Raw genomic sequence first — 17,425 nt, forward strand, 5'->3', positions numbered from 1 at the left:
CTGCCCGCAGGATGACTAGCGGCACAGCATGTGGCATGTCATGAGAGCGGAGATCCGGATGAGCGAGACCATGGTTGACCAAGCATCCGAGCTGAACGCGCGGCAACGGTGGACAGTGATGGTGGTCTGCGCCCTGGCACTCTTCCTCGTCGGGCTTGACACGACGATCGTCACGATCGGGCTACCGCAGATCGCCGCGGGCGTCAGCGCGGACCCAGGGCGGATGGCATGGGTGGTCGACGCCTACACCGTCGTCTTCGCGAGCCTGCTCATCACGGCCGGTGCGCTGGCGGACCGGTTCGGTAGGCGGCGGGTGTTCCGTACCGGCCTGATGGTCTTCGGGCTCGCGTCCCTGGCGTGCGCGGTGGCACCCTCGCTCAGCTTCCTGATCGTCGCCCGCCTCGCACAGGGTGCCGGTGCCTCGATGCTGTCGCCGGTCGCCCTGGCGATCGTGGTCAACGTGATGCGCGATCCGGCCGAACGTGCCCGGGCGATCGGCGTCTGGGGTGCGGTGTTCGGTCTGAGTATGGCGGCAGGTCCGGTGACCGGCGGGGCGCTGATCGCGGCATTCGACTGGCGGTCGGTGTTCTGGATCAACCTGCCCGTGGTGGGCGTGTCACTACTCCTGGTCGCGGCCGTGGTCCCGGAGTCGCGCGGGTCGCGGTGGCGGCGGCTCGACATCCCGGGCCAGCTCCTGCTGGTGCTCTTCCTGGGAGGGCTCGTCGCACTACTCATCGAAGGGCCGCATCTGGGGTGGCTCTCGCCCGTAGTGATCGTCGGCTACGTGCTGGTGCTGGTCGTCGCGATCGTGTTCGTCCTGGTGGAGTCCCGCAGCCGAGAGCCGTTGATCGCGCCCAGCCTGTTCCGGGTGGTGAGCTTCACGGGTGCCGTGCTCGGTGCAGTGGCGATCTTCGTGGCGTTCAGCCTGACCCTGCTCGTGACCACCGTTCTCTTGCAGGAGGGCTCCGGCCGATCGGCTCTCGCTGCCGGGGCGCTCACGCTCCCGATGGCGGTGGCCGCCACCGTCTTCGCGCCGATCTCGGGCAACCTCGTCGCCCGCGTAGGGCCACGCCTGCCGCTCCTCGGTGCGGGCGTCGCGGTGGTGGCGGCCGGAGTGTGCCTGCTGATCGCGCTGTCGGTCTGGGTCACGGGATTGAACGTCCCGCTGCTGGTGGTCGGATATGTGCTGCTGGGGGTGGGAGTCGGGCTGGCCAACGCCCCGATCACGAATACCGCGGTCAGCGGTCTGCCGCCGGACCGCGCCGGAGTGGCCGGGGGGACGGCGTCGACGGCGAGGCAGCTCGGGACTGCACTCGGTGTCGCGCTCGGCGGCAGCCTGGTCGCTCAGTCCGCATCGGAGGATCTTGCCACCAGCACGCTCGCCGGGTGGCTGGTGGTGATGCTGTGCGGCGGCATTCTCATCCTGGTGTCTCGCACCGCTGTGGATGCACGGCTGGGCTGATCGGCGCCACCAACGGCCTCACCTTCGTGGTCGCACCGACCGCGAGCACAGCGCTCTACGGCCGCTGCGAGCCGCTGCCGGTGGTCGTCGCTGCCGCGATCGTGGCAGCGGTCACCGTGTTCGTCCTGGTGCATCCACACCTCCCGCGTGCTCTGGAGGTGGGGGGAAGCTCGACACACGCCGAGTTCCGCGCTGCCCTCTCCGATTTCCCAGGGGCCTCAGAGATAATCCTCCAACCGGGCGATCGTCAAGCCTGCTTCGTCGGCCATCCGCTGGATCTGCTCGAGGTTCGCCGGTAGATCGTCGGTGAAGTGGGTGAGGATGATGTCACCGGGCAGCAGCTCGTCGCCGTGCGCGAGCGAGACGTGCCCGTCCTCCGCCGTACCGCTCCAGTGCACGACGGTGGTGATGTCGCACGCGGCGGCGGCCTCGGCCGTGCTCGCGTCCGAGGCTCCGTACGGAGCACGCAGGAGGGAGCCGATCGCACTGGGGTCGAAGTTCTCCTGCAGCATCTCCACCATCCCGCAAATCTCCTCCTCCTGACCGGCCGGCGCGAGTTGCCTCAAGTCCGGGTGATTCATGGTGTGCGAGTGCACGCGGTTCCCGAGGGCCACGTACTCCTCGAAGTACGAGGCGTGCAGGCGCACCGGTTCGGCGTTCAGGAAGAGCGAGACCGGCATCTGGTGCTCTCTGACCAGGTCCAGTGCCCGTGGGCTGGGGTAGTGGCCGTCGTCGATGGTCACGAAGATCACGCGGTCGTCGGTGTCGACCTGGTGGATCACCTCGTTCGTCCCGCCACCATCGCTCGCCTGTTGATCGGTGGCGCCCATCGGCTCCGGCTCGGACCCGGACGAGAGAGTGCCGGTCACCATGTCACGGAGGGCCTGCACGGCTTCGGGCCCGACGGCGGTGGTCACCGTGGCACCGGTCAGCACCAGCACTGTGGTCACCGCGGCTATCAGGCGACCACGCGGCCTTCGCCGGTCCTGAGGTGAGCGGGCGGAGGAACTGGAGTTCTGTGTCGTGGTCATGCCTCGACGGTGCCCATCCGGTGGTGCAGTCCCGTGGCGGCGATGTCGCAGCTGTGTCGCAACCTCCTTCTGTGACCTGCATGCGACCTTCCGGTGACCTGGAGCCGACTCCGAATCGGAAGGGTCACCGGCATGACCTGTCCGACCAGTCCGCTGTCCCAGCGTCATGCCCAGTCAGTGGTGCCGCCATCCGGGGCGGCACGGACTGCGCACATCGCCTCACTCGACGGGTTGCGCGGCATCGCCGTTGCCGGGGTGCTGCTCTTCCACACTGGTCACCTCCGAGGAGGCTTCCTGGGAGTCGACCTGTTCTTCGTCCTCTCCGGTTTCCTCATCACCTCCCTGCTGCTGCGGGAGATGCGTGGTGGGAGCATCTCGTTGACCGCATTCTGGGCGCGTCGGCTCCGGCGGCTCTTCCCGGCGCTCGCCGTGATGCTGGGCGCCGTCACGCTCACCGTGTGGGGGCTGGAGCGCGCGGGTGCAGCGATCGAGACCGACCTCGTACGGACCACGCTGGCCGATGGCTTCTGGGTGCAGGTGAATCTGGCGAACTGGCACCTCCTCGCCCAGGACGCCGGCTACTGGGAGGCGTTCGGGCAGGCGCGCGTCTTCTCCCACCTGTGGAGCGTCGCCGTCGAGGAGCAGTTCTACCTCGTGTGGCCGATCCTGCTGATCGTGGCGCTGACGCTCGTGCGGCGCCGGTCCGAGGGGACGATGCAGTGGGCGGTCCTGAGCGCGTGCGGCGTGCTGGCGGCGGCGTCCCTCGCCCTGATGGTGCTGCTCTACGACCCTGCCGACTCCACCCGTGTGTACACGGGCACCGACACACGGGCGTTCTCGTTGCTGCTCGGTGCGGCGGCAGCGACCGAACCGCTCCAGCGCTGCTTTCAGGCGCTGTTGGCGGTGCTGGGCCGAGCCGTGAGCGCCGTGCTGACCGTGCTGGTGGCGTCACTGCTGACTCCGTGGTTCCTCGTCGACGGGACGAGCTCGACCACGCTGTTCACCGGTGGCCTGTTCCTGCACGCCCTGGCAGCCGCCGTGCTCATCGGCATGTGCGCGGCCGCCCATGCCCAGGCGGGGTGGGCGCCTCGCCCGCTCGGCACGTTGCTGGAGGCACGGCCGCTGCGCTGGCTCGGGCAGATCTCCTACAGCCTCTACCTCTGGCACTGGCCGGTGATCGTGCTGCTCCCGCCGGAGCGTGCGGGCATCGACGGAACGCTTCACACCGTGGTGGTACTTGGCCTGTCGGTGGCGCTGGCCGCGGCATCGACGCACCTGGTGGAGAATCCGTTGCGGTTCCGGGCGGGCTGGACGCGAGGCCGCGCCGGTGCCCTGCTCTTCGTCCTCGTCAGCGTCGCACTGCTGGGGTTGTGGTCGCTCCTGCCGGAGCCGACGGGGCCCCAGATCGACATCGGCAACCTGTGAGGACCGGCCCGGCTACAGGAGCGGGCAGGTGCGCGGTTCTGTCAGCGGGTCTGAGCTCGTGGCAGGGATGTCGGTGAACGTCAGACGCACCTGCATCTCCGGTGAGCCCCCCGCCTGAACGTGCGTTGCCAGCACCGTGCAGACGATCTGGTTCACGCCGTCGGAGGTGACATCGCCGGTCGGCAGCGGCAGACGCACATCGATGACGTCCTCTCCGACGGTCACATGGGTGGTGTGCACCGCCACCTCCGCGATCCCGGTTGCCAGACCGGAGCCGCCCGGACCGGTCAGCAACAAGGAGACAGCCTCCTGCATGGACCCCAGACGCCGGGTCTGACGTTCCTGGGGTACCAGCTCGCCGTCGTCGAGAAAATACAGAGTCACACCGGGCGCCAGACCGGTGGGTGCCTGCGGGCCCTGCTCCACCGGGGAGGGTTGCACCGCGCAGCCGCCGACTCCGGCTAGAGCGACCAGGAGCGCCACGTGGCGCAGCCAGCTGGTCATCGTTCCTCACCTTCTCGTGTGCCGTCCGCCCGGGGCAGCCACATCGTGAACTGGGCTCCGCCGTCGGGGGTGTTCGCTGCGGTGAGACTCCCGCCGTGGAGTGCCGTGTTCTCCCAGGCGATGGCGAGCCCGAGTCCGCTCCCGTGGCTGCGCGCACGGGCGGCATCAGCCTTGTAGAAGCGCGTGAAGATCCGCGGCAGCACATCCTCACCGATGCCGGAGCCGGAGTCGGTGACGGTCACCTCGACGGCATCCGGTGCGGCGGAGAACGCGATCCGTACCGGTGGTGCGCCGTGCCGGCGGGCGTTTCCGACCAGGTTGGCCAGGGCGACGTCGAGGCGCCGCCGGTCCGCCTGCACGACCAGGTCGGCGCCCTCGGGAGAGGTGAAGGTGACGTCCTGCGTCCAGCCGCGGCTACGGACACAGTCGCGGGCGAGGACGAGAAGATCGGTGGGCTCCAGGCGCACCGCGGCCGTGCCGGCATCGAATCGCGCGATCTCCATGATGTCCTCCACCAGGCGCACCAGCCGCCGGGTCTCGACCAGTGCCATCCGGGCCGACTCCTGCGCCGCATCGGTGCCCGTGTTCGTGCCGGGGTCGGTGGCGGACCTGTGCTGGAAAGCGTCGTCGAGCACTTCCACGGCCGCGGTGAGTGTCGACAGTGGCGTGCGCAGCTCATGGGAGACATCGGCAGCGAAGCGCCGAGCGTCGTCCTGGATCCGGGCCATCGAGACCATTGACTGCTGGAGCGACTCGGCCATCTCGTTCACCGTGCTGGTGAGCTGCGCCAGCTCGTCGACACCGCGCGGATGCGTCCGGGCGTTGAGGTCGCCGTCGGCCAGCCGCCGGGCCGTGGTGCGCAGTCGCCGTACCGGCGCGAGCACAGTGCGGGAGGCGAGCAACGCCAGCAGCACGGCGACCGGCAGCACGAGCGCGGAGGTGCCGATGGCGGTGCGCGTGAGAGCGTCGATGTCAGCGTCGACGGGGGAGAGGTCCTGTGCTCGATAGACCTCGACCCCGGAGGGGCTGCGGGTGCCATCCGGTGCGGTGAGCATCACCGGGGCTCCGATAACCACCCAGGGAGTGTCTTCCACCATGACGCGTTGCGTGAAGGTGCCCCCTGGCGCCGTGGCGTCGGTGACGGCGTCGCGCAAGTCACTGGTGATGAGCCCGTCTTCGGCGATGAAGATGCCAGAGGCCGACTGCGCGTCCTGGTAGATCGCGAGGGCATGCGGCCCGACCGCGGCGCGGAGCTGGTCGAGTGCATCCCGGCTCGGCGGGTACTCGACTGTTGGCGCGGCGGCGGTCACCTGCGCGACCAGGGCGTCGGCATGCTGTTGCTGGCTGGAGTCGGTGAGCGCCCGAGAGGCGTACTGTGCGCCCGCCCACGCGGCCGCGCTCGCTCCGAGGACTGCGATCAGGACGAACACGAAGACGAATCTCCCGCGTAGCCCACGCAGCCCACGCAGCCCACGCAGCCTGCCCAGCCCCTGCGGCCTGCCCGGGCGGAGCCTCCGCCGTCGCTCCTGACGCGGTGCCACACTCACACCGGGCCGAACCGGTATCCGAATCCGCGCACGGTCTGGACGTACTCGGGGTGGCCGGGGCCGTCCTCGATCTTCGCCCGCAGCCGCATGATCCCGTTGTCCACCAGCCGCGAGTCCCCGAGGTATCCGTGCCCCCAGACCTCCTCCAGCAGCTGTTGCCGGCTGAAGACACGGCCGGGGGAGCGAGACAGCGTCAGCAGGAGGCGCAGTTCCGTCGGCGTCATCGGAACCGGAGCGCCACCCAGGGTCACCGTGAGCGACTCGGTGTCGATACGCAGGGAGCCGTGGGAGCGGACGCCGTCGAGATCGCTGATCGCCCGGCGCAACACCGCCCGGATACGGGCGTCGAGCACCGCCGGCTGGACCGGCTTCACGACGTAGTCATCTGCGCCCGCCTCCAGTCCACCGACGACATCGAGGTCGTCCGCGCGTGCGGTGAGCATGATCACCGGCGCCTGCGAGTCCAGACGGAGCCGGCGGCACACCTCGAATCCGTCGATCCCCGGGAGCATCAGGTCGAGGACCACGATGTCGGGCGCCTCCTCGGTGAATCTCGACAACCCGTCCTCACCGGTGGCAGCCGTGATCATGGTGTAGCCGTACCTTCCCAGGGCCAGTTCCAGGCTGCGTCGAACGAGGGGGTCGTCTTCGATGAGGAGAACTGAGGTCACGCCAGCCAGTCTAGGAACGAACCCGCCGCGCCGGAGGCCGGAGCCGGGGAGGACCGTTCTTTGCGACAGGACTGTGACACCTACGTGCCGGGGCGGCGACATCCGGCGTGCAGAGTCGACCACATGATGATCAAGCACACCAGAACTACCGCGACGACCACCGCACTCCTCGCAGCATTCATGCTGGCGTCCTGTGGTGGCGGGCCCGGCGAAGACACCGGCGACGAGACCGGCTGGACCGAGTCGGAGGCGGCGGCCGACGCCGGCGTCTCACCACTGCTCCTCCTCGGAGACTCGGTGGCGGCAGGTCAAGCTCTGCCGCTGTCCCAGGCGGTGGCGTCCAGCGGGGCGTACTTCGTCGACGAGACCTCCACGGGGGGCGGCAACGTGGTGGGGCCTAACGCGGAGGCCCAGTGGGAGGAGCTGCCGGAGCGTCTCGCAGAGGCGGAGGGTGGCGTCGTCGTCTACCAGATCACCAGCTACGACTGGGGCACGCGGGAGGACCAGCGCGAGGCGTACGTGCGGCTCGCGAGCGTAGCCGCCGATTCCGACGCGGACCTGCTGCTCGTGTCCATGCCCCCCATCGAGCCCGACGAGTTCTACGCCGACCACATGGATGAGCTAGCCGCCACCTCCGAGGTCGCTGCCGAGGTGGCGGCACAGGACGACGGCACCGAGTTCCTCGATGCCTCCGAGGTCTGGGGCGAGGAGTACTCGCGCGAGCACGACGGGCAGGTCTACCGGAGCAGTGATGGGATCCACACGTGCCCGCAGGGTGCCGCCGAGTTCGCGAGCTGGCTGCTCGATGAGCTCGTTGGGCTGTATCCGGGCTTCGAGCCCGCTGACGCAGAGGAGTGGGCTAACGCCGGGTGGTCCTCGGACGAACTGTTCACGGGCTGCTGAGCCCGCCGAGGCGGTTGCGATTCCAGCAGCATTCCAGATCCCGCTGCGGGCGCACGGGGTCCTCCTGGAGGACGACCCCGTCGCCACGCCGATATCGGTCGCTGGAAGGTCGAGTGATATCGGCGTGGCTCCGTAGCGTCGTTGACGGAGGAGCCATGAGGCTCTCGCCCATCGACGACAGGGAGAACTCATGATCGAGGTGGAGGCGCTGACGAAGTGCTACGGGTCCACCAGAGCCGTGGACGGGTTGACCTTCACAGCGCCGTCGGGGACGGTGACGGGCTTCCTCGGTCCGAATGGCGCCGGCAAGTCGACGACGATGCGGATCATCGTGGGGCTCGAACGCCCGACATCGGGCAGGGCCTCGATCGACGGTCAGCTGTACGCGGATCTCGTCGCGCCGCTGCAGGCGGTCGGTGTCATGCTCGACGCCCGCTCGGTGCACCCCGGGCGGACGGCGTTCCGCCACCTGCTGGCGCAGGCGCGCACCCATGGCATCTCGCGTTCGCGGGTGGATGAGGTGATCGAGATGACCGGGCTGGAGTCGGTCGCAGGCCGCCGGGCGGGGACCTTCTCGCTCGGGATGGGCCAGCGCCTGGGGATCGCCGGTGCCCTCCTCGGCGACCCACACACGCTGATCCTCGATGAACCGGTCAACGGTCTCGACCCCGATGGCGTCCTGTGGGTGCGCGGACTCGTCCGTGACCTTGCGGCACAGGGCCGGACCGTTCTCCTCTCCTCGCACCTCATGCACGAGCTGGCCCTGTGTGCGGATCAGGTCGTGATCATCGGAAAGGGGCGTCTGCTCGCTGACGCCTCGGTCCCCGAGCTCACGGCCGAAGGTGGATCGCTCGAGGATGCTTACCTGAAGCTGACCGCAGATGCGGTGCAGTTCCGGGGCCGGAGCGCCGCGGATTCCGTTGTCCCCACCACGGGAGGGACCCGATGAGCGCGTCCGCATCTTCTCCCACCGCCACGTCGGCCCGCCCGCCCGCTGTGTCCGGCCGAGGCGCGACCTTCGGGCGCGTGATCGCCGCGGAGTGGACCAAGATCGCCAGTCTGCGGTCCTCGTACCTGCTCGCAGCCGGCACCGTCGCCGTGTCCGGGGCTCTCACCTACCTGTCGGCGAATGCCTCCGCGGGAGACCCGGGATTCGACCCGCTCGGCTCGCTCACCTCGGCACTCGTCCTGACGCCGGTCGGACTTCTCGTGCTCGGCGTGCTCGTGGGAACGGGAGAGTTCAGCACCGGGACCTATCAGAGCACCTTTACGGCAGTGCCACGGCGTCTTCCCGTGCTCGCCGCTCAGGTGGTGGTCACTGCCGCATTCGCACTCCTGGTCTCGCTGGCGGCCGTGGGCGCAGCGGTCCTCGGAATTCTGCCGGCCGCCGGCTCCCGAGGAATCGCCCTGGACCTGACGGGGGAGCAGACGATGCAGATCCTCGCCGGAATGGTGATCTATCCCATGGGTATGGCGCTGTTCGGCGTGGCCATCGGGGCGCTGCTGCGACGCCCGGTCCGTGCCGTCGTCACAGCGGTGACACTGACCCTTGTGCTCCCCATCGTGCTCATGCTCGCGGCCGATATGGCGACTGACCCGATGGCCCCGAGCCAGCCCGGGAGTTCCCCGCCGGCACAGGCCGTGGTCAACACCGCCGTCACCTTCTCGCCGAGTGGGGCCGGTTCGCTGCTGACCGTGCCGGAAGGCACCGGCGTCGAGGGCGCCCCTGACCTCGGCCGGTGGGGAGGGGCAGGCGTTCTCGGTGCCTGGATCCTTCTCCCGCTCGCAGGGGCCGCCGTGCGCCTGCGCACCCGCGACGCGACCTGAGGAGCTCGATGAATCGCGCGACCAGTACTCCTCAGCACCGGCTGGAATCCACGCGCCGCGGGCCGGCGGCCTCGACCACGGCACCCGCGCGGCCTGGTGTCACGTTCACCCGCGTTCTCGCGGCAGAGTGGACCAAGCTACTCAGTCTGCGTTCGACGCTGTGGACCGCAGTGGGAACGATCCTCGTGGCGGTCTCTCTCGCCTACGCACTGGGTCTGTTCGTCCGCCCCGGCGACGACCAGTCCGGGGCGTCGCTGATCGTCTCCGGCTACCTCCTCGCCCAGCTCGGCGCCCTGGTCCTGGGTGTTCAGGTGGGAACGGGCGAGTACGGCGCCGGTACCTTCAGAGCCACGTTCACCGCTGTTCCCCGGCGCCTGCCGGTGCTCGTGGCGCAGGTGGTCGTCACGATCGTTGCCGCGTTCGGGACGGCGGCCGTTGCGCTCGTCGCCTCGTACCTGGTGACGATCGGTGCGCGTTCTGACCACGGGCTCATCGTCACCATCACCGACAGTGAAACAGCCCGGATCCTGGCCGGATTCGTCGTGTATCTGACGGGCGTCGCGCTGGTAGGGCTCGGCATCGGCGCGTTGCTGCGTCGCCCCAGTGCAGCCCTCGTTGCCGGGGTGTTGATGGTCATCGTGATCGACCACCTGCTGGCGGTGAACCCCGGGAGGATCGCCGACACGGTGCGTGCCCTCCTGCCGGGCTCCGGCGCCCGTCTGCTCATCGACGACGCCGGGCTCGCTGTGCTGGATGCGACGAGCCTGGGACCCCCGCTCGGAGCCTGGGGCGGGACAGCCGTTCTCGGTGGCTGGGTGCTCGCGTTGCTCCTGGCCGGGGGATACCGGTTGCGTCGCCATGACCTCACGTGAAGCGTGCGCAGCGGGACCTGTCTGCGCAGGTGTGCCGCTCTGGGCCCCGGCGGGGCGATAGATGGGAGAGTGAGGTCGTGACGACTCGGCGCACCACCGGATCCCTGCGGCTTCAGGGTGCGGACTCGGCCGCGCCACTGACGCAGATGCAGGTCCAGCGGCGGGGGCCACTGGGGCGCCTCGTCGCCGCGCATCCCCGGATCGCGGACGTGGCGCTGATGGTGGCGGTGTTGCTTCTCGGGCTGCTGACTGTGCTGTTCGCGTCCCAGACTGTCCGGGGAGCGACTGGCCTGGGCTTGTACCCGCGGGAGGCGCGTGCGTCGTGGCTGGTCCCAACCGCCTGGCTCGTTGGGGCTGCGGTAGGGGCGGTGCTACTACTCGCCCGGCGAGCGCGGCCGCTGACCGTCACAGTGGCGCTGTGCGTCCTGGCCGTGGCGTCCCTCACCAGTGCGGGGGTCCTGGGGGTGGTGGGAGTCTGCCTCGCGTGTGCGCTCTACGCGGTTGCCTCCGACCGGCCTCCGCGGACCACCTGGCTCAGTTGCGCGGCCGTGTTCGTCACCGTCTCGATCGCGATGTGGTGGTGGCAGGACATCGGTCTGGCAGAGATCTTGCTCTGGAGTGATCCGATCATGACGCCGACGGGTGACCCGGTCCAGCAGCTCCCCGAGCCGCTCTTCTCGCCGGGGCGTCGATCGGCGTCGGTGTTCCTCCTGCTCGCTCTCCTGCTGCTGGGGGTGGCAGCCGGGTCTGGAGTGCGGGCCCGGCGGTTGCACGCTCTCGGACTCGTGGAGCGATATGAGGCGATGGCCCGCGATCGTGACAAGAGTGCGGCGCTCGCCCGCGCTGCCGAGCGGTCGCGCATCGCACGTGAAATGCACGATGTCGTCGCGCACAGCGTCTCGGTGATGGTCGCTCTTTCCGACGGCGCTGACAAGGCTCTTGAGCGTGCGCCGGACAGTTCACGCCAGGCCCTGCGTGAGCTTTCCAGTACTGGTCGGACGGCCTTGTCGGACATGCAGCGCGTGCTGGAGGTATTCGATCCCGACGATGCCGACGACGATGGGCACCCCGACCTGGCTGAAACTGCTGCGACTGACCTGCGTACCGTCGTCGAGAGGCTCCGCGTGGCCGGCCTTCCGGTCACGGCCTCTGGTCTGGAGACAGAGCTCCCGCAGGACACCTCACTGCGTCTGGCCGTGGTGCGCATCGTCTCCGAGAGCCTGACCAACGTGCTCCGGCACGCTCCCGGTGCTTCGTCCGTGGAGGTCACGCTGCGGCGCAGCGGCACGTTCGTCGAGGTGGAGATCATCGATTCCGGTGGCACACGGCCCGGCGCCGGCGGCACCGGGCGGGGTGTCGTCGGGATCCGTGAGCGGGTCGCGCTCCTGGGTGGCCATGCTGAGATCGGCCCGCGGACGGACGGAGGATGGCGTGTCGGCGTCGTCCTGCCGTCGACCGGTGGCCACGAGGGAGAACGCCGATGACGACAGTGCTGCTGGTGGACGATCAGGCTCTGGTGCGGATGGGCTTTCGGCTCGTCATCGAGACCGAGCCCGACCTCAAGGTGATCGGCGAGGCGTCGGATGGCAGGATCGCGCTTGAGCAGGTGGCGGCATTGTCGCCCGACATCGTGCTGATGGACATCCGGATGCCCGGCATGGGTGGAATCGAAGCCACACAGCGGCTGGCTGCGGAGCACCCGTCCACGCGGGTGCTCGTGCTGACCACCTTCGATGTCGATGAGTATGCGTTCGCCGCATTGCGCGCGGGAGCGAGTGGATTCCTCGCGAAGAACGCCCGCCCGGACGAGCTCGTCGAGGCGATCCGCACGGTGGCCTCAGGCAGCTCCGTCGTCGCACCGCGGCTGGTGCGCCGCATGCTCGACCTGTTCGCCGCGCACCTGCCCGCCGACACCGGTGCTGGTCACACCGAAGACGGACTCGATCCTCGCCTGCATGTCCTGACCCCACGAGAGCTCGACGTGCTGCGGTGCGTGGCGGAAGGGCTCTCCAACGCGGAGATCGCCGCGCGTCTGGTCCTCTCGGCTACGACGGTGAAGACCCACGTCGGCCGGATCCTGGCCAAGCTCGGCGTGCGCGATCGGGTGCAGGCGGTGATCGCAGCGTATGAGTATGGTCTCGTTGGCGTGGGGGAGGGCGACGGCGGACCTCACCCTGGCCTGCGCCCCATTGACTGAGGTCGTGAGGCCTCAGGGACTCCCACCAGCAGTGCCTCGGTCGGGAGCGTATGCCAGCCGGACAGTGACACGCAGCCCTCCGGGTGCACGTGCCGAGATGGCGAGCCGTCCGGCGTGCGCCTCGCAGATGCTGGCGACGATCGCCAGCCCGAGGCCCACCCCACCGCGCTGATCGTTGTGCAGGCGTTCGGTCGCCCGCTGAAACGGCTCGGTCAGCGTCGAGATCGCCTGCGGTGGCACTGGTTCCCCGGTGTTCTCCACCGTGAGCAGCACGGTGTCACGGTCGACGGCGGTGCTCACCCAGACCGAGCCGCCGGCGCCGTCGTTGTGCACGATCGCGTTGTGCACCAGATTGGTCACCAGCTGCAGCAGAAGGGTGGGGGAGCCGGCGGTCTGTGCCACCTCACCGGAGACGTCGAGGGCGATACCCCGTCGCTCGGCGAGAGGCAGCAATGTCTCGGTGGCTTCTTCGGCCAGCAATGAGAGGTCGACGCGCTCGCGGGCGAACGTCCGGCGACCAGCATGGCTGAGCACGAGCAGCGACTCGGTGAGGGTGATGGCTCGTGTATTCACCTCGTGCAGGCGTGCGATCAGCTGATCGACGTCACGGTCCGGATCTGCGCGGGTGGCCTCGAGCAGCGACTGCGTCGTGGCCAGGGGTGTGCGTAGTTCATGGGAGGCGTTCGCCGCGAACCGCTGCTGCTCCGCGACGTGCGCCTCCAGCCGTTCCAGCATCACATCGAAGGCGTCGGCGAGTTCATGGAACTCGTCGTTGCGCCCCTCCATCCGGATCCGGTGCGAGAGGGAGCCGGTCGAGGCGGCGCGGGTGGCACTGGTGATTCGCGCGAGCGGCGCGAGTATCCGGCCGGCGAGGAGCCAGCCGCCGGCGAGCCCGAATACCAGGAGTAGCACCCACGCCAGGGCGATCCGCGGGGCAAACGCTCGCTCGAGATCGGAGCGGTTCGGGACGAAGGGTCCGCGCGTGTCGATTGGCCCGTCGGGCACGTACCGCAGCAGGAACACCCACACGACAGCGAGCAGCAGTGTGCCTGCGATCATGACCAGCCCGGCGTAGCTCAGCGTGAGCTTGACCCGTACGCTCACGCCCGGTCGTCTCGACACCGTCACTGCCGCAAGTCCATGGATTCGGTGTCGATGCGGTAGCCGACTCCCGGGATGGTGGCGATCACCCACGGCTCACCGAGGCGCTTGCGCAGCGCGGAAACCGTGATCCGCACGGCGTTGGTGAACGGATCGGCGTTCTCGTCCCAGGCGCGCTCCAGTAGCTGTTCGGCACTGATCACCCCGCCGCCGGCAGCGGCGAGCACCTCCAGCACGGCGAACTGTTTGCGGGTGAGCGGGACGTACCGGCCGTCCCGGTAGACCTCGCGCCGGAACGGGTCCACTCGCAGACCGGCGATCTCCAGGACAGGGGGCCGCTGGTGGGATCGCCGGCGGTGCAGCGCCCGGATGCGCAGCACGAGCTCACGCATCGCGAACGGCTTGGTGAGGTAGTCGTCGGCGCCGAGCTCGAACCCGGACGCCTTGTCATCGAGCCGGTCGGCGGCGGTGAGCATGAGGATCGGAGTGCCGGTGCCGGAGTCGATAATGTGCCGGGCCACTTCATCTCCTGATGGTCCCGGGATGTCCCGGTCCAGCACGGCCACGTCGTAGTCATTGACCGCCAGCAGCTCCAGGGCAGTGTCCCCGTCGCCGGCGATGTCGGCGGCGATTGCCTCGAGCCGCAGACCGGTCCGGATGGACTCCGCCAAGTAGGGCTCGTCCTCGACGATCAGCACGCGCATCCTGTGATGTTACGAGCCGGGACCTATCGCCGGCGTATCGAGAACTGCATACGCCGGCGCAACACGGCCCCACCTTGACTGGCGTGATGAGTCGCAACAGATCAGTCGTTCGCACCCCTCGCATCCTTCTCGTCGTCGGCGTGGCCGTCGCGATACTGGCCGGCCTGGTCGGTTACCGCGCGCTCCTCCCGTCCGCGCCGGCAGCGCTGGAGGTGCTCGAGGGCGGACACCGGGGCGACCCGGACGAGGCCGACGGCGTCATTCCCGACGGCGCCAATGTGTCTGTTTTCGATGACGACGCCCCCGCTGTGGCGAACCTTGAGCCGGATCTTCTCGACGCCGTCCGCCGTGCTGCCGCGGATGCCGAGCGGGACGGCGTCGCGTTCCAGGTCACCAGCGGCTGGCGCTCGGCCCGCTTCCAGCAGCAACTCGTGGACGAAGCCGTTGCACAGTACGGCTCCGAGGATGAAGCAGCGCGCTGGGTAGCCACGGCTGAGACCTCGGCCCACGTCTCTGGCGAGGCGATCGATATCGGACCTGTCGATGCCATGTCGTGGCTGTCTCAGCACGGCGGGCGGTACGGGCTGTGCCAGGTCTACGGCAATGAGCCTTGGCACTACGAGCTGCGCCAGGAAGCCGCCGAGCGCGGGTGCCCGCCGATGTTCGCCGATCCCACTGAGGATCCTCGGCTGCAGTGATGCCGCCCCGAGGGCGGCCTGGATGTCGTCGAAGCGCGTTCGAACGACACTCAGGCCACCGTCGCGATGGGCACCAGGTCAGAGCACGGCTGCGTAGCTCGTCTCGAGCGTCGCCGTGCGCTCGGAGCTGAAGAGATCCACCTGCTCGTCGTGCACGTGTGCCACGAGGGCGTCGAGGCAGAGGTGATACCCGGTGGCGGTGCTCTGGAACCCCCGAGGCGCCGGGTCGACCGCGTGTACGGTCACGGTCAGGTGAGTTCCGCCGTCGGCCGCCTCTAGCTCGAACCGGAGACGCTCGGTGTCCCAGGTGAACTCGAACGTGCGAGGTGGGTCCCAGGTCAGCAGCTCGCCGGGAAGGCTCGCATCATTCAGATCGAGCCCGGCGGCCTCGATCTCGGACCCGGCCTGCTCGATCGCCTCCGGCCAGAAGGTGATTGTCAGGGGACCGCCGGCCACTCGTTCGCCGATGATGTCGGCGGGGAACCAGTGGCGCAGGTGTTCAGACTCGGTGATCGCTCGCCAGACCTTCTCCGGGGGGTGGCGCAGTTCCCGTTCGTATCGCAGCACGACTCCTTCGCCCTCGCGGGTGACGGTGCCTAGGTGGGTGTCGGACATCAGCTCTCTCCTTCGTCATCGGTCATCTCGTCCAGGTGTGCCTCGAGTGCATCGAGGCGACCCGCCCAGGTGCGCCGGTAGGGCTCGAGCCACTGATCGAGCTCGCGTAGCGGTTCCGACACCAGCGCGTAGTGCCGGCGCGGCCCGTCGACGCGGGCGTTCACCAGATGCGCCTCGTCCAGCACTTTCAGGTGCTTGGAGACGTTCGGTTGTGCCGTCCGGAGCAGGTCGACCAGCTCCGAAACCATCAGATCCTGCTCGCGCAGCAGGTCCAGGATCCGGCGCCTGGTCGGGTCGGCCAACACAGTGAACGGATCTCGAGCGGGCATGGTGTCAATATTCCTGATGCAGAATATGTCTGTCAAGGAATATTCGAGAAGGGGGAGCCGGTGCCGCTAGTGCGAGATCCAGTCAGGACTTGCCGGCCGCCGGCCGGTACGATCGGACGCATGACGTACACGGTCTTCCTGCTCGGCTAGTTTCCGCTAGCCATTCTCAGCGGCTCCGCGCCCGCGGCTAGCGATGCGGGAGCAGTTCTCCGGCGGCTCCCGACCGCTGACCGGAAGAGTTCGTCATGTCTTCTGCGCGCGTTTCCGATGCGCTGTACCGTTACCACTTTCCCCTTGACTCGAAGGTCGTCGTGCGCGCCACGACAGGCCTGGAACAGCTCGTGGCGACTGAAGTCACCGCCGCCGGCCACTCCGTCGAGGGGGTATCGAAGCGCCAGATCAATGTGTCGCCTGCTGCGGGATCGATCCTGACACGCCCGCCCCGGCTTGCTGACGATGCCTTCGCCGTCGCGGCCCAAGTTCCCGACCCGGGTCCCGGGCGCGTTCCCCTGTGGGAGAGCGCTGACAGTCTCGGTCAGGTTGGTCGTGCGTGGGTGGGTCCGCCAACGTTCGCCGTCTCAGCATCGTTTGTCGGGCGACGAAATTACTCCCGCTTCGATATCGAAGACGCTGTCGGTCGCGCGTTGTCGCGGCAAGGTATCGGCAGCTATGTCTCCCGTCGCAACGGCGGGGTGCCGCCACGCGATGCCGCGCCGTGGCGCGTCACGTTGGACGGATCGACGATGTACGTCGGTCTGCGCCCCTTCCCTGCGCCCCTCCACCGGCGCCCGTGGCGGGCACGCACGGTTCCCGGGAGTCTCCACCCGCCGGTTGCGGCGGCAATGGCTCGTCTCGCTGGGATCGACAGCCACCACACAGTGGTCGACCCCTGTTGTGGTGCAGGAACGATCCTGATCGAGGCTCATATGTGCGCACCTGCGGCTGGGTTCGTCGGACGTGACATCGCCCCCAGCGCGATTGCGATCGCCCGGCACAACAGCGGTGGGCGACCGATCGAATGGAAGCGCGGCGACGCGAGCGCATGTGATGTCCCACCGCACAGCGTGGATCGAATCATCACGAACCCACCCTGGGGCATCCGTCAGCGGGCCGGCGACCTCGCCACGTTCCTGACCGAGTGGCACAGAGTGATCCGGCCGGACGGGCTGCTCGTCGTGCTGCTGGATGAAGCCCAGGAGCGCGTCATGATTCGTCGCCGGGACTGGGCGCTCACCGCCACGTATCCGCTCAGCGTCGCAGGCAGACACCCGCGCATCTTTCTTGCCGTACCTCGATGAGCTCCGAGAGGGCGCCCCCCGTGGTTCTCGGGTGCCGGTGGAGTGGGGTGGCCGGGCTATTCGTGGGCTGATCTCGCTGTCACAACATGAGCGAGGCCCGGGCTCCGCCCCACCGTGGTCGGTGAGGGAAAGAGTCCGGGCCTCGCTCGTCTGGGGTGGCTAACGGGGCTTGAACCCGCGACCCCCGCGACCACAACGCGGTGCTCTACCAACTGAGCTATAGCCACCAAGTACATCCGCA

At 68.8% G+C, this 17,425-nt stretch carries 18 protein-coding genes and 1 tRNA gene; 10 read left to right on the top strand and 9 right to left on the bottom strand.

Annotation, left to right across the window (positions count from 1 at the left end):
- Window positions 1-58 precede the first annotated feature (58 nt).
- Window positions 59-1,462, top strand: coding sequence for an MFS transporter (locus tag IM660_RS06655; protein WP_210769088.1), 1,404 nt, complete (start codon window positions 59-61; stop codon window positions 1,460-1,462).
- Window positions 1,463-1,680: 218 nt separating this feature from the next.
- Here the strand turns inward: IM660_RS06655 and IM660_RS06660 are convergent, their stop codons facing one another.
- Window positions 1,681-2,493 (bottom strand): polysaccharide deacetylase family protein, encoded by an 813-nt coding sequence (locus IM660_RS06660; protein WP_246465186.1) that lies wholly within the window; start codon window positions 2,491-2,493, stop codon window positions 1,681-1,683.
- Between the two features lie 132 nt (window positions 2,494-2,625).
- Between IM660_RS06660 and IM660_RS06665 the strand changes: the two genes are divergently transcribed.
- Window positions 2,626-3,918: an acyltransferase family protein gene (locus tag IM660_RS06665; protein WP_193498580.1), complete on the top strand. Its 1,293-nt coding sequence runs from the start codon at window positions 2,626-2,628 to the stop codon at window positions 3,916-3,918.
- Window positions 3,919-3,930: 12 nt separating this feature from the next.
- Here IM660_RS06665 and IM660_RS06670 read toward each other — a convergent pair whose 3' ends face one another.
- The 3 genes from IM660_RS06670 to IM660_RS06680 are packed head-to-tail and all read right to left on the bottom strand — an operon-like array spanning window position 3,931 to window position 6,640.
- On the bottom strand, window positions 3,931-4,422 hold the full coding sequence (locus IM660_RS06670; protein WP_193498581.1) for a hypothetical protein: 492 nt from the start codon (window positions 4,420-4,422) through the stop codon (window positions 3,931-3,933).
- Window positions 4,419-5,963, bottom strand: a complete 1,545-nt coding sequence (locus IM660_RS06675) for a sensor histidine kinase (protein ID WP_246465187.1) — start codon at window positions 5,961-5,963, stop codon at window positions 4,419-4,421. The genes IM660_RS06670 and IM660_RS06675 overlap by 4 nt, the downstream gene beginning before the upstream one ends.
- Window positions 5,964-5,965: 2 nt before the next feature.
- Window positions 5,966-6,640 (bottom strand): response regulator transcription factor, encoded by a 675-nt coding sequence (locus IM660_RS06680; protein ID WP_193498582.1) that lies wholly within the window; start codon window positions 6,638-6,640, stop codon window positions 5,966-5,968.
- A gap of 123 nt (window positions 6,641-6,763) precedes the next feature.
- Here IM660_RS06680 and IM660_RS06685 point away from each other — a divergent pair, with 123 nt between their 5' ends.
- The 6 genes from IM660_RS06685 (at window position 6,764) to IM660_RS06710 (ending at window position 12,439) form a co-directional block, all read left to right on the top strand.
- Window positions 6,764-7,543 carry an SGNH/GDSL hydrolase family protein gene (locus IM660_RS06685; protein ID WP_210769089.1) on the top strand — a complete coding sequence of 260 codons (780 nt, stop codon included), beginning with the start codon at window positions 6,764-6,766 and terminating at the stop codon, window positions 7,541-7,543.
- A gap of 190 nt (window positions 7,544-7,733) precedes the next feature.
- On the top strand, window positions 7,734-8,492 hold the full coding sequence (locus tag IM660_RS06690) for an ABC transporter ATP-binding protein (protein WP_193498583.1): 759 nt from the start codon (window positions 7,734-7,736) through the stop codon (window positions 8,490-8,492).
- Entirely contained in the window at window positions 8,489-9,370 is an 882-nt protein-coding gene (locus IM660_RS06695) for an ABC-2 transporter permease (protein WP_193498584.1), read from the top strand. Before IM660_RS06690 ends, IM660_RS06695 begins: the two co-directional genes overlap by 4 nt.
- A gap of 8 nt (window positions 9,371-9,378) precedes the next feature.
- Window positions 9,379-10,242: an ABC-2 transporter permease gene (locus tag IM660_RS06700; protein WP_193498585.1), complete on the top strand. Its 864-nt coding sequence runs from the start codon at window positions 9,379-9,381 to the stop codon at window positions 10,240-10,242.
- Between the two features lie 77 nt (window positions 10,243-10,319).
- Entirely contained in the window at window positions 10,320-11,726 is a 1,407-nt protein-coding gene (locus tag IM660_RS06705) for a sensor histidine kinase (RefSeq protein ID WP_246465188.1), read from the top strand.
- Window positions 11,723-12,439: a response regulator gene (locus IM660_RS06710; RefSeq protein WP_193498586.1), complete on the top strand. Its 717-nt coding sequence runs from the start codon at window positions 11,723-11,725 to the stop codon at window positions 12,437-12,439. Before IM660_RS06705 ends, IM660_RS06710 begins: the two co-directional genes overlap by 4 nt.
- Window positions 12,440-12,451: 12 nt before the next feature.
- Here the strand turns inward: IM660_RS06710 and IM660_RS06715 are convergent, their stop codons facing one another.
- Window positions 12,452-13,543 (bottom strand): sensor histidine kinase, encoded by a 1,092-nt coding sequence (locus IM660_RS06715; protein ID WP_281389304.1) that lies wholly within the window; start codon window positions 13,541-13,543, stop codon window positions 12,452-12,454.
- A 20-nt stretch (window positions 13,544-13,563) separates the two neighbouring features.
- Entirely contained in the window at window positions 13,564-14,244 is a 681-nt protein-coding gene (locus IM660_RS06720; protein WP_193498588.1) for a response regulator transcription factor, read from the bottom strand.
- An 86-nt stretch (window positions 14,245-14,330) separates the two neighbouring features.
- Between IM660_RS06720 and IM660_RS06725 the strand changes: the two genes are divergently transcribed.
- Window positions 14,331-14,942 carry a M15 family metallopeptidase gene (locus tag IM660_RS06725; RefSeq protein WP_193498589.1) on the top strand — a complete coding sequence of 204 codons (612 nt, stop codon included), beginning with the start codon at window positions 14,331-14,333 and terminating at the stop codon, window positions 14,940-14,942.
- Window positions 14,943-15,020: 78 nt separating this feature from the next.
- Here the strand turns inward: IM660_RS06725 and IM660_RS06730 are convergent, their stop codons facing one another.
- Together IM660_RS06730 and IM660_RS06735 are read right to left on the bottom strand one after the other, a co-directional pair.
- Window positions 15,021-15,557 (bottom strand): SRPBCC family protein, encoded by a 537-nt coding sequence (locus IM660_RS06730; protein WP_193498590.1) that lies wholly within the window; start codon window positions 15,555-15,557, stop codon window positions 15,021-15,023.
- Window positions 15,557-15,886 carry an ArsR/SmtB family transcription factor gene (locus IM660_RS06735; protein ID WP_193498591.1) on the bottom strand — a complete coding sequence of 110 codons (330 nt, stop codon included), beginning with the start codon at window positions 15,884-15,886 and terminating at the stop codon, window positions 15,557-15,559. Before IM660_RS06735 ends, IM660_RS06730 begins: the two co-directional genes overlap by 1 nt.
- Before the next feature lie 245 nt (window positions 15,887-16,131).
- Between IM660_RS06735 and IM660_RS06740 the strand changes: the two genes are divergently transcribed.
- On the top strand, window positions 16,132-17,184 hold the full coding sequence (locus IM660_RS06740; RefSeq protein WP_193498592.1) for a TRM11 family SAM-dependent methyltransferase: 1,053 nt from the start codon (window positions 16,132-16,134) through the stop codon (window positions 17,182-17,184).
- A 151-nt stretch (window positions 17,185-17,335) separates the two neighbouring features.
- Here the strand turns inward: IM660_RS06740 and IM660_RS06745 are convergent.
- Window positions 17,336-17,411: transfer RNA gene (locus IM660_RS06745), tRNA-His, on the bottom strand.
- Window positions 17,412-17,425 lie beyond the last annotated feature (14 nt).

This window comes from Ruania alkalisoli (assembly GCF_014960965.1).
Classification (GTDB): Bacteria; Actinomycetota; Actinomycetes; order Actinomycetales; family Beutenbergiaceae; genus Ruania; species Ruania alkalisoli.

What these genes read in the sequence shown, in the direction of transcription:
- IM660_RS06655 (WP_210769088.1), top strand. Translation starts at nt 59, where the DNA reads ATGAGCGAGACCATGGTTGACCAAGCATCCGAGCTGAACGCGCGGCAA.
- IM660_RS06660 (WP_246465186.1), bottom strand. Translation starts at nt 2,493, where the DNA reads ATGACCACGACACAGAACTCCAGTTCCTCCGCCCGCTCACCTCAGGAC.
- IM660_RS06665 (WP_193498580.1), top strand. Translation starts at nt 2,626, where the DNA reads ATGACCTGTCCGACCAGTCCGCTGTCCCAGCGTCATGCCCAGTCAGTG.
- IM660_RS06670 (WP_193498581.1), bottom strand. Translation starts at nt 4,422, where the DNA reads ATGACCAGCTGGCTGCGCCACGTGGCGCTCCTGGTCGCTCTAGCCGGA.
- IM660_RS06685 (WP_210769089.1), top strand. Translation starts at nt 6,764, where the DNA reads ATGATGATCAAGCACACCAGAACTACCGCGACGACCACCGCACTCCTC.
- IM660_RS06690 (WP_193498583.1), top strand. Translation starts at nt 7,734, where the DNA reads ATGATCGAGGTGGAGGCGCTGACGAAGTGCTACGGGTCCACCAGAGCC.
- IM660_RS06695 (WP_193498584.1), top strand. Translation starts at nt 8,489, where the DNA reads ATGAGCGCGTCCGCATCTTCTCCCACCGCCACGTCGGCCCGCCCGCCC.
- IM660_RS06700 (WP_193498585.1), top strand. Translation starts at nt 9,379, where the DNA reads ATGAATCGCGCGACCAGTACTCCTCAGCACCGGCTGGAATCCACGCGC.
- IM660_RS06710 (WP_193498586.1), top strand. Translation starts at nt 11,723, where the DNA reads ATGACGACAGTGCTGCTGGTGGACGATCAGGCTCTGGTGCGGATGGGC.
- IM660_RS06720 (WP_193498588.1), bottom strand. Translation starts at nt 14,244, where the DNA reads ATGCGCGTGCTGATCGTCGAGGACGAGCCCTACTTGGCGGAGTCCATC.
- IM660_RS06725 (WP_193498589.1), top strand. Translation starts at nt 14,331, where the DNA reads ATGAGTCGCAACAGATCAGTCGTTCGCACCCCTCGCATCCTTCTCGTC.
- IM660_RS06730 (WP_193498590.1), bottom strand. Translation starts at nt 15,557, where the DNA reads ATGTCCGACACCCACCTAGGCACCGTCACCCGCGAGGGCGAAGGAGTC.
- IM660_RS06735 (WP_193498591.1), bottom strand. Translation starts at nt 15,886, where the DNA reads ATGCCCGCTCGAGATCCGTTCACTGTGTTGGCCGACCCGACCAGGCGC.
- IM660_RS06740 (WP_193498592.1), top strand. Translation starts at nt 16,132, where the DNA reads ATGTCTTCTGCGCGCGTTTCCGATGCGCTGTACCGTTACCACTTTCCC.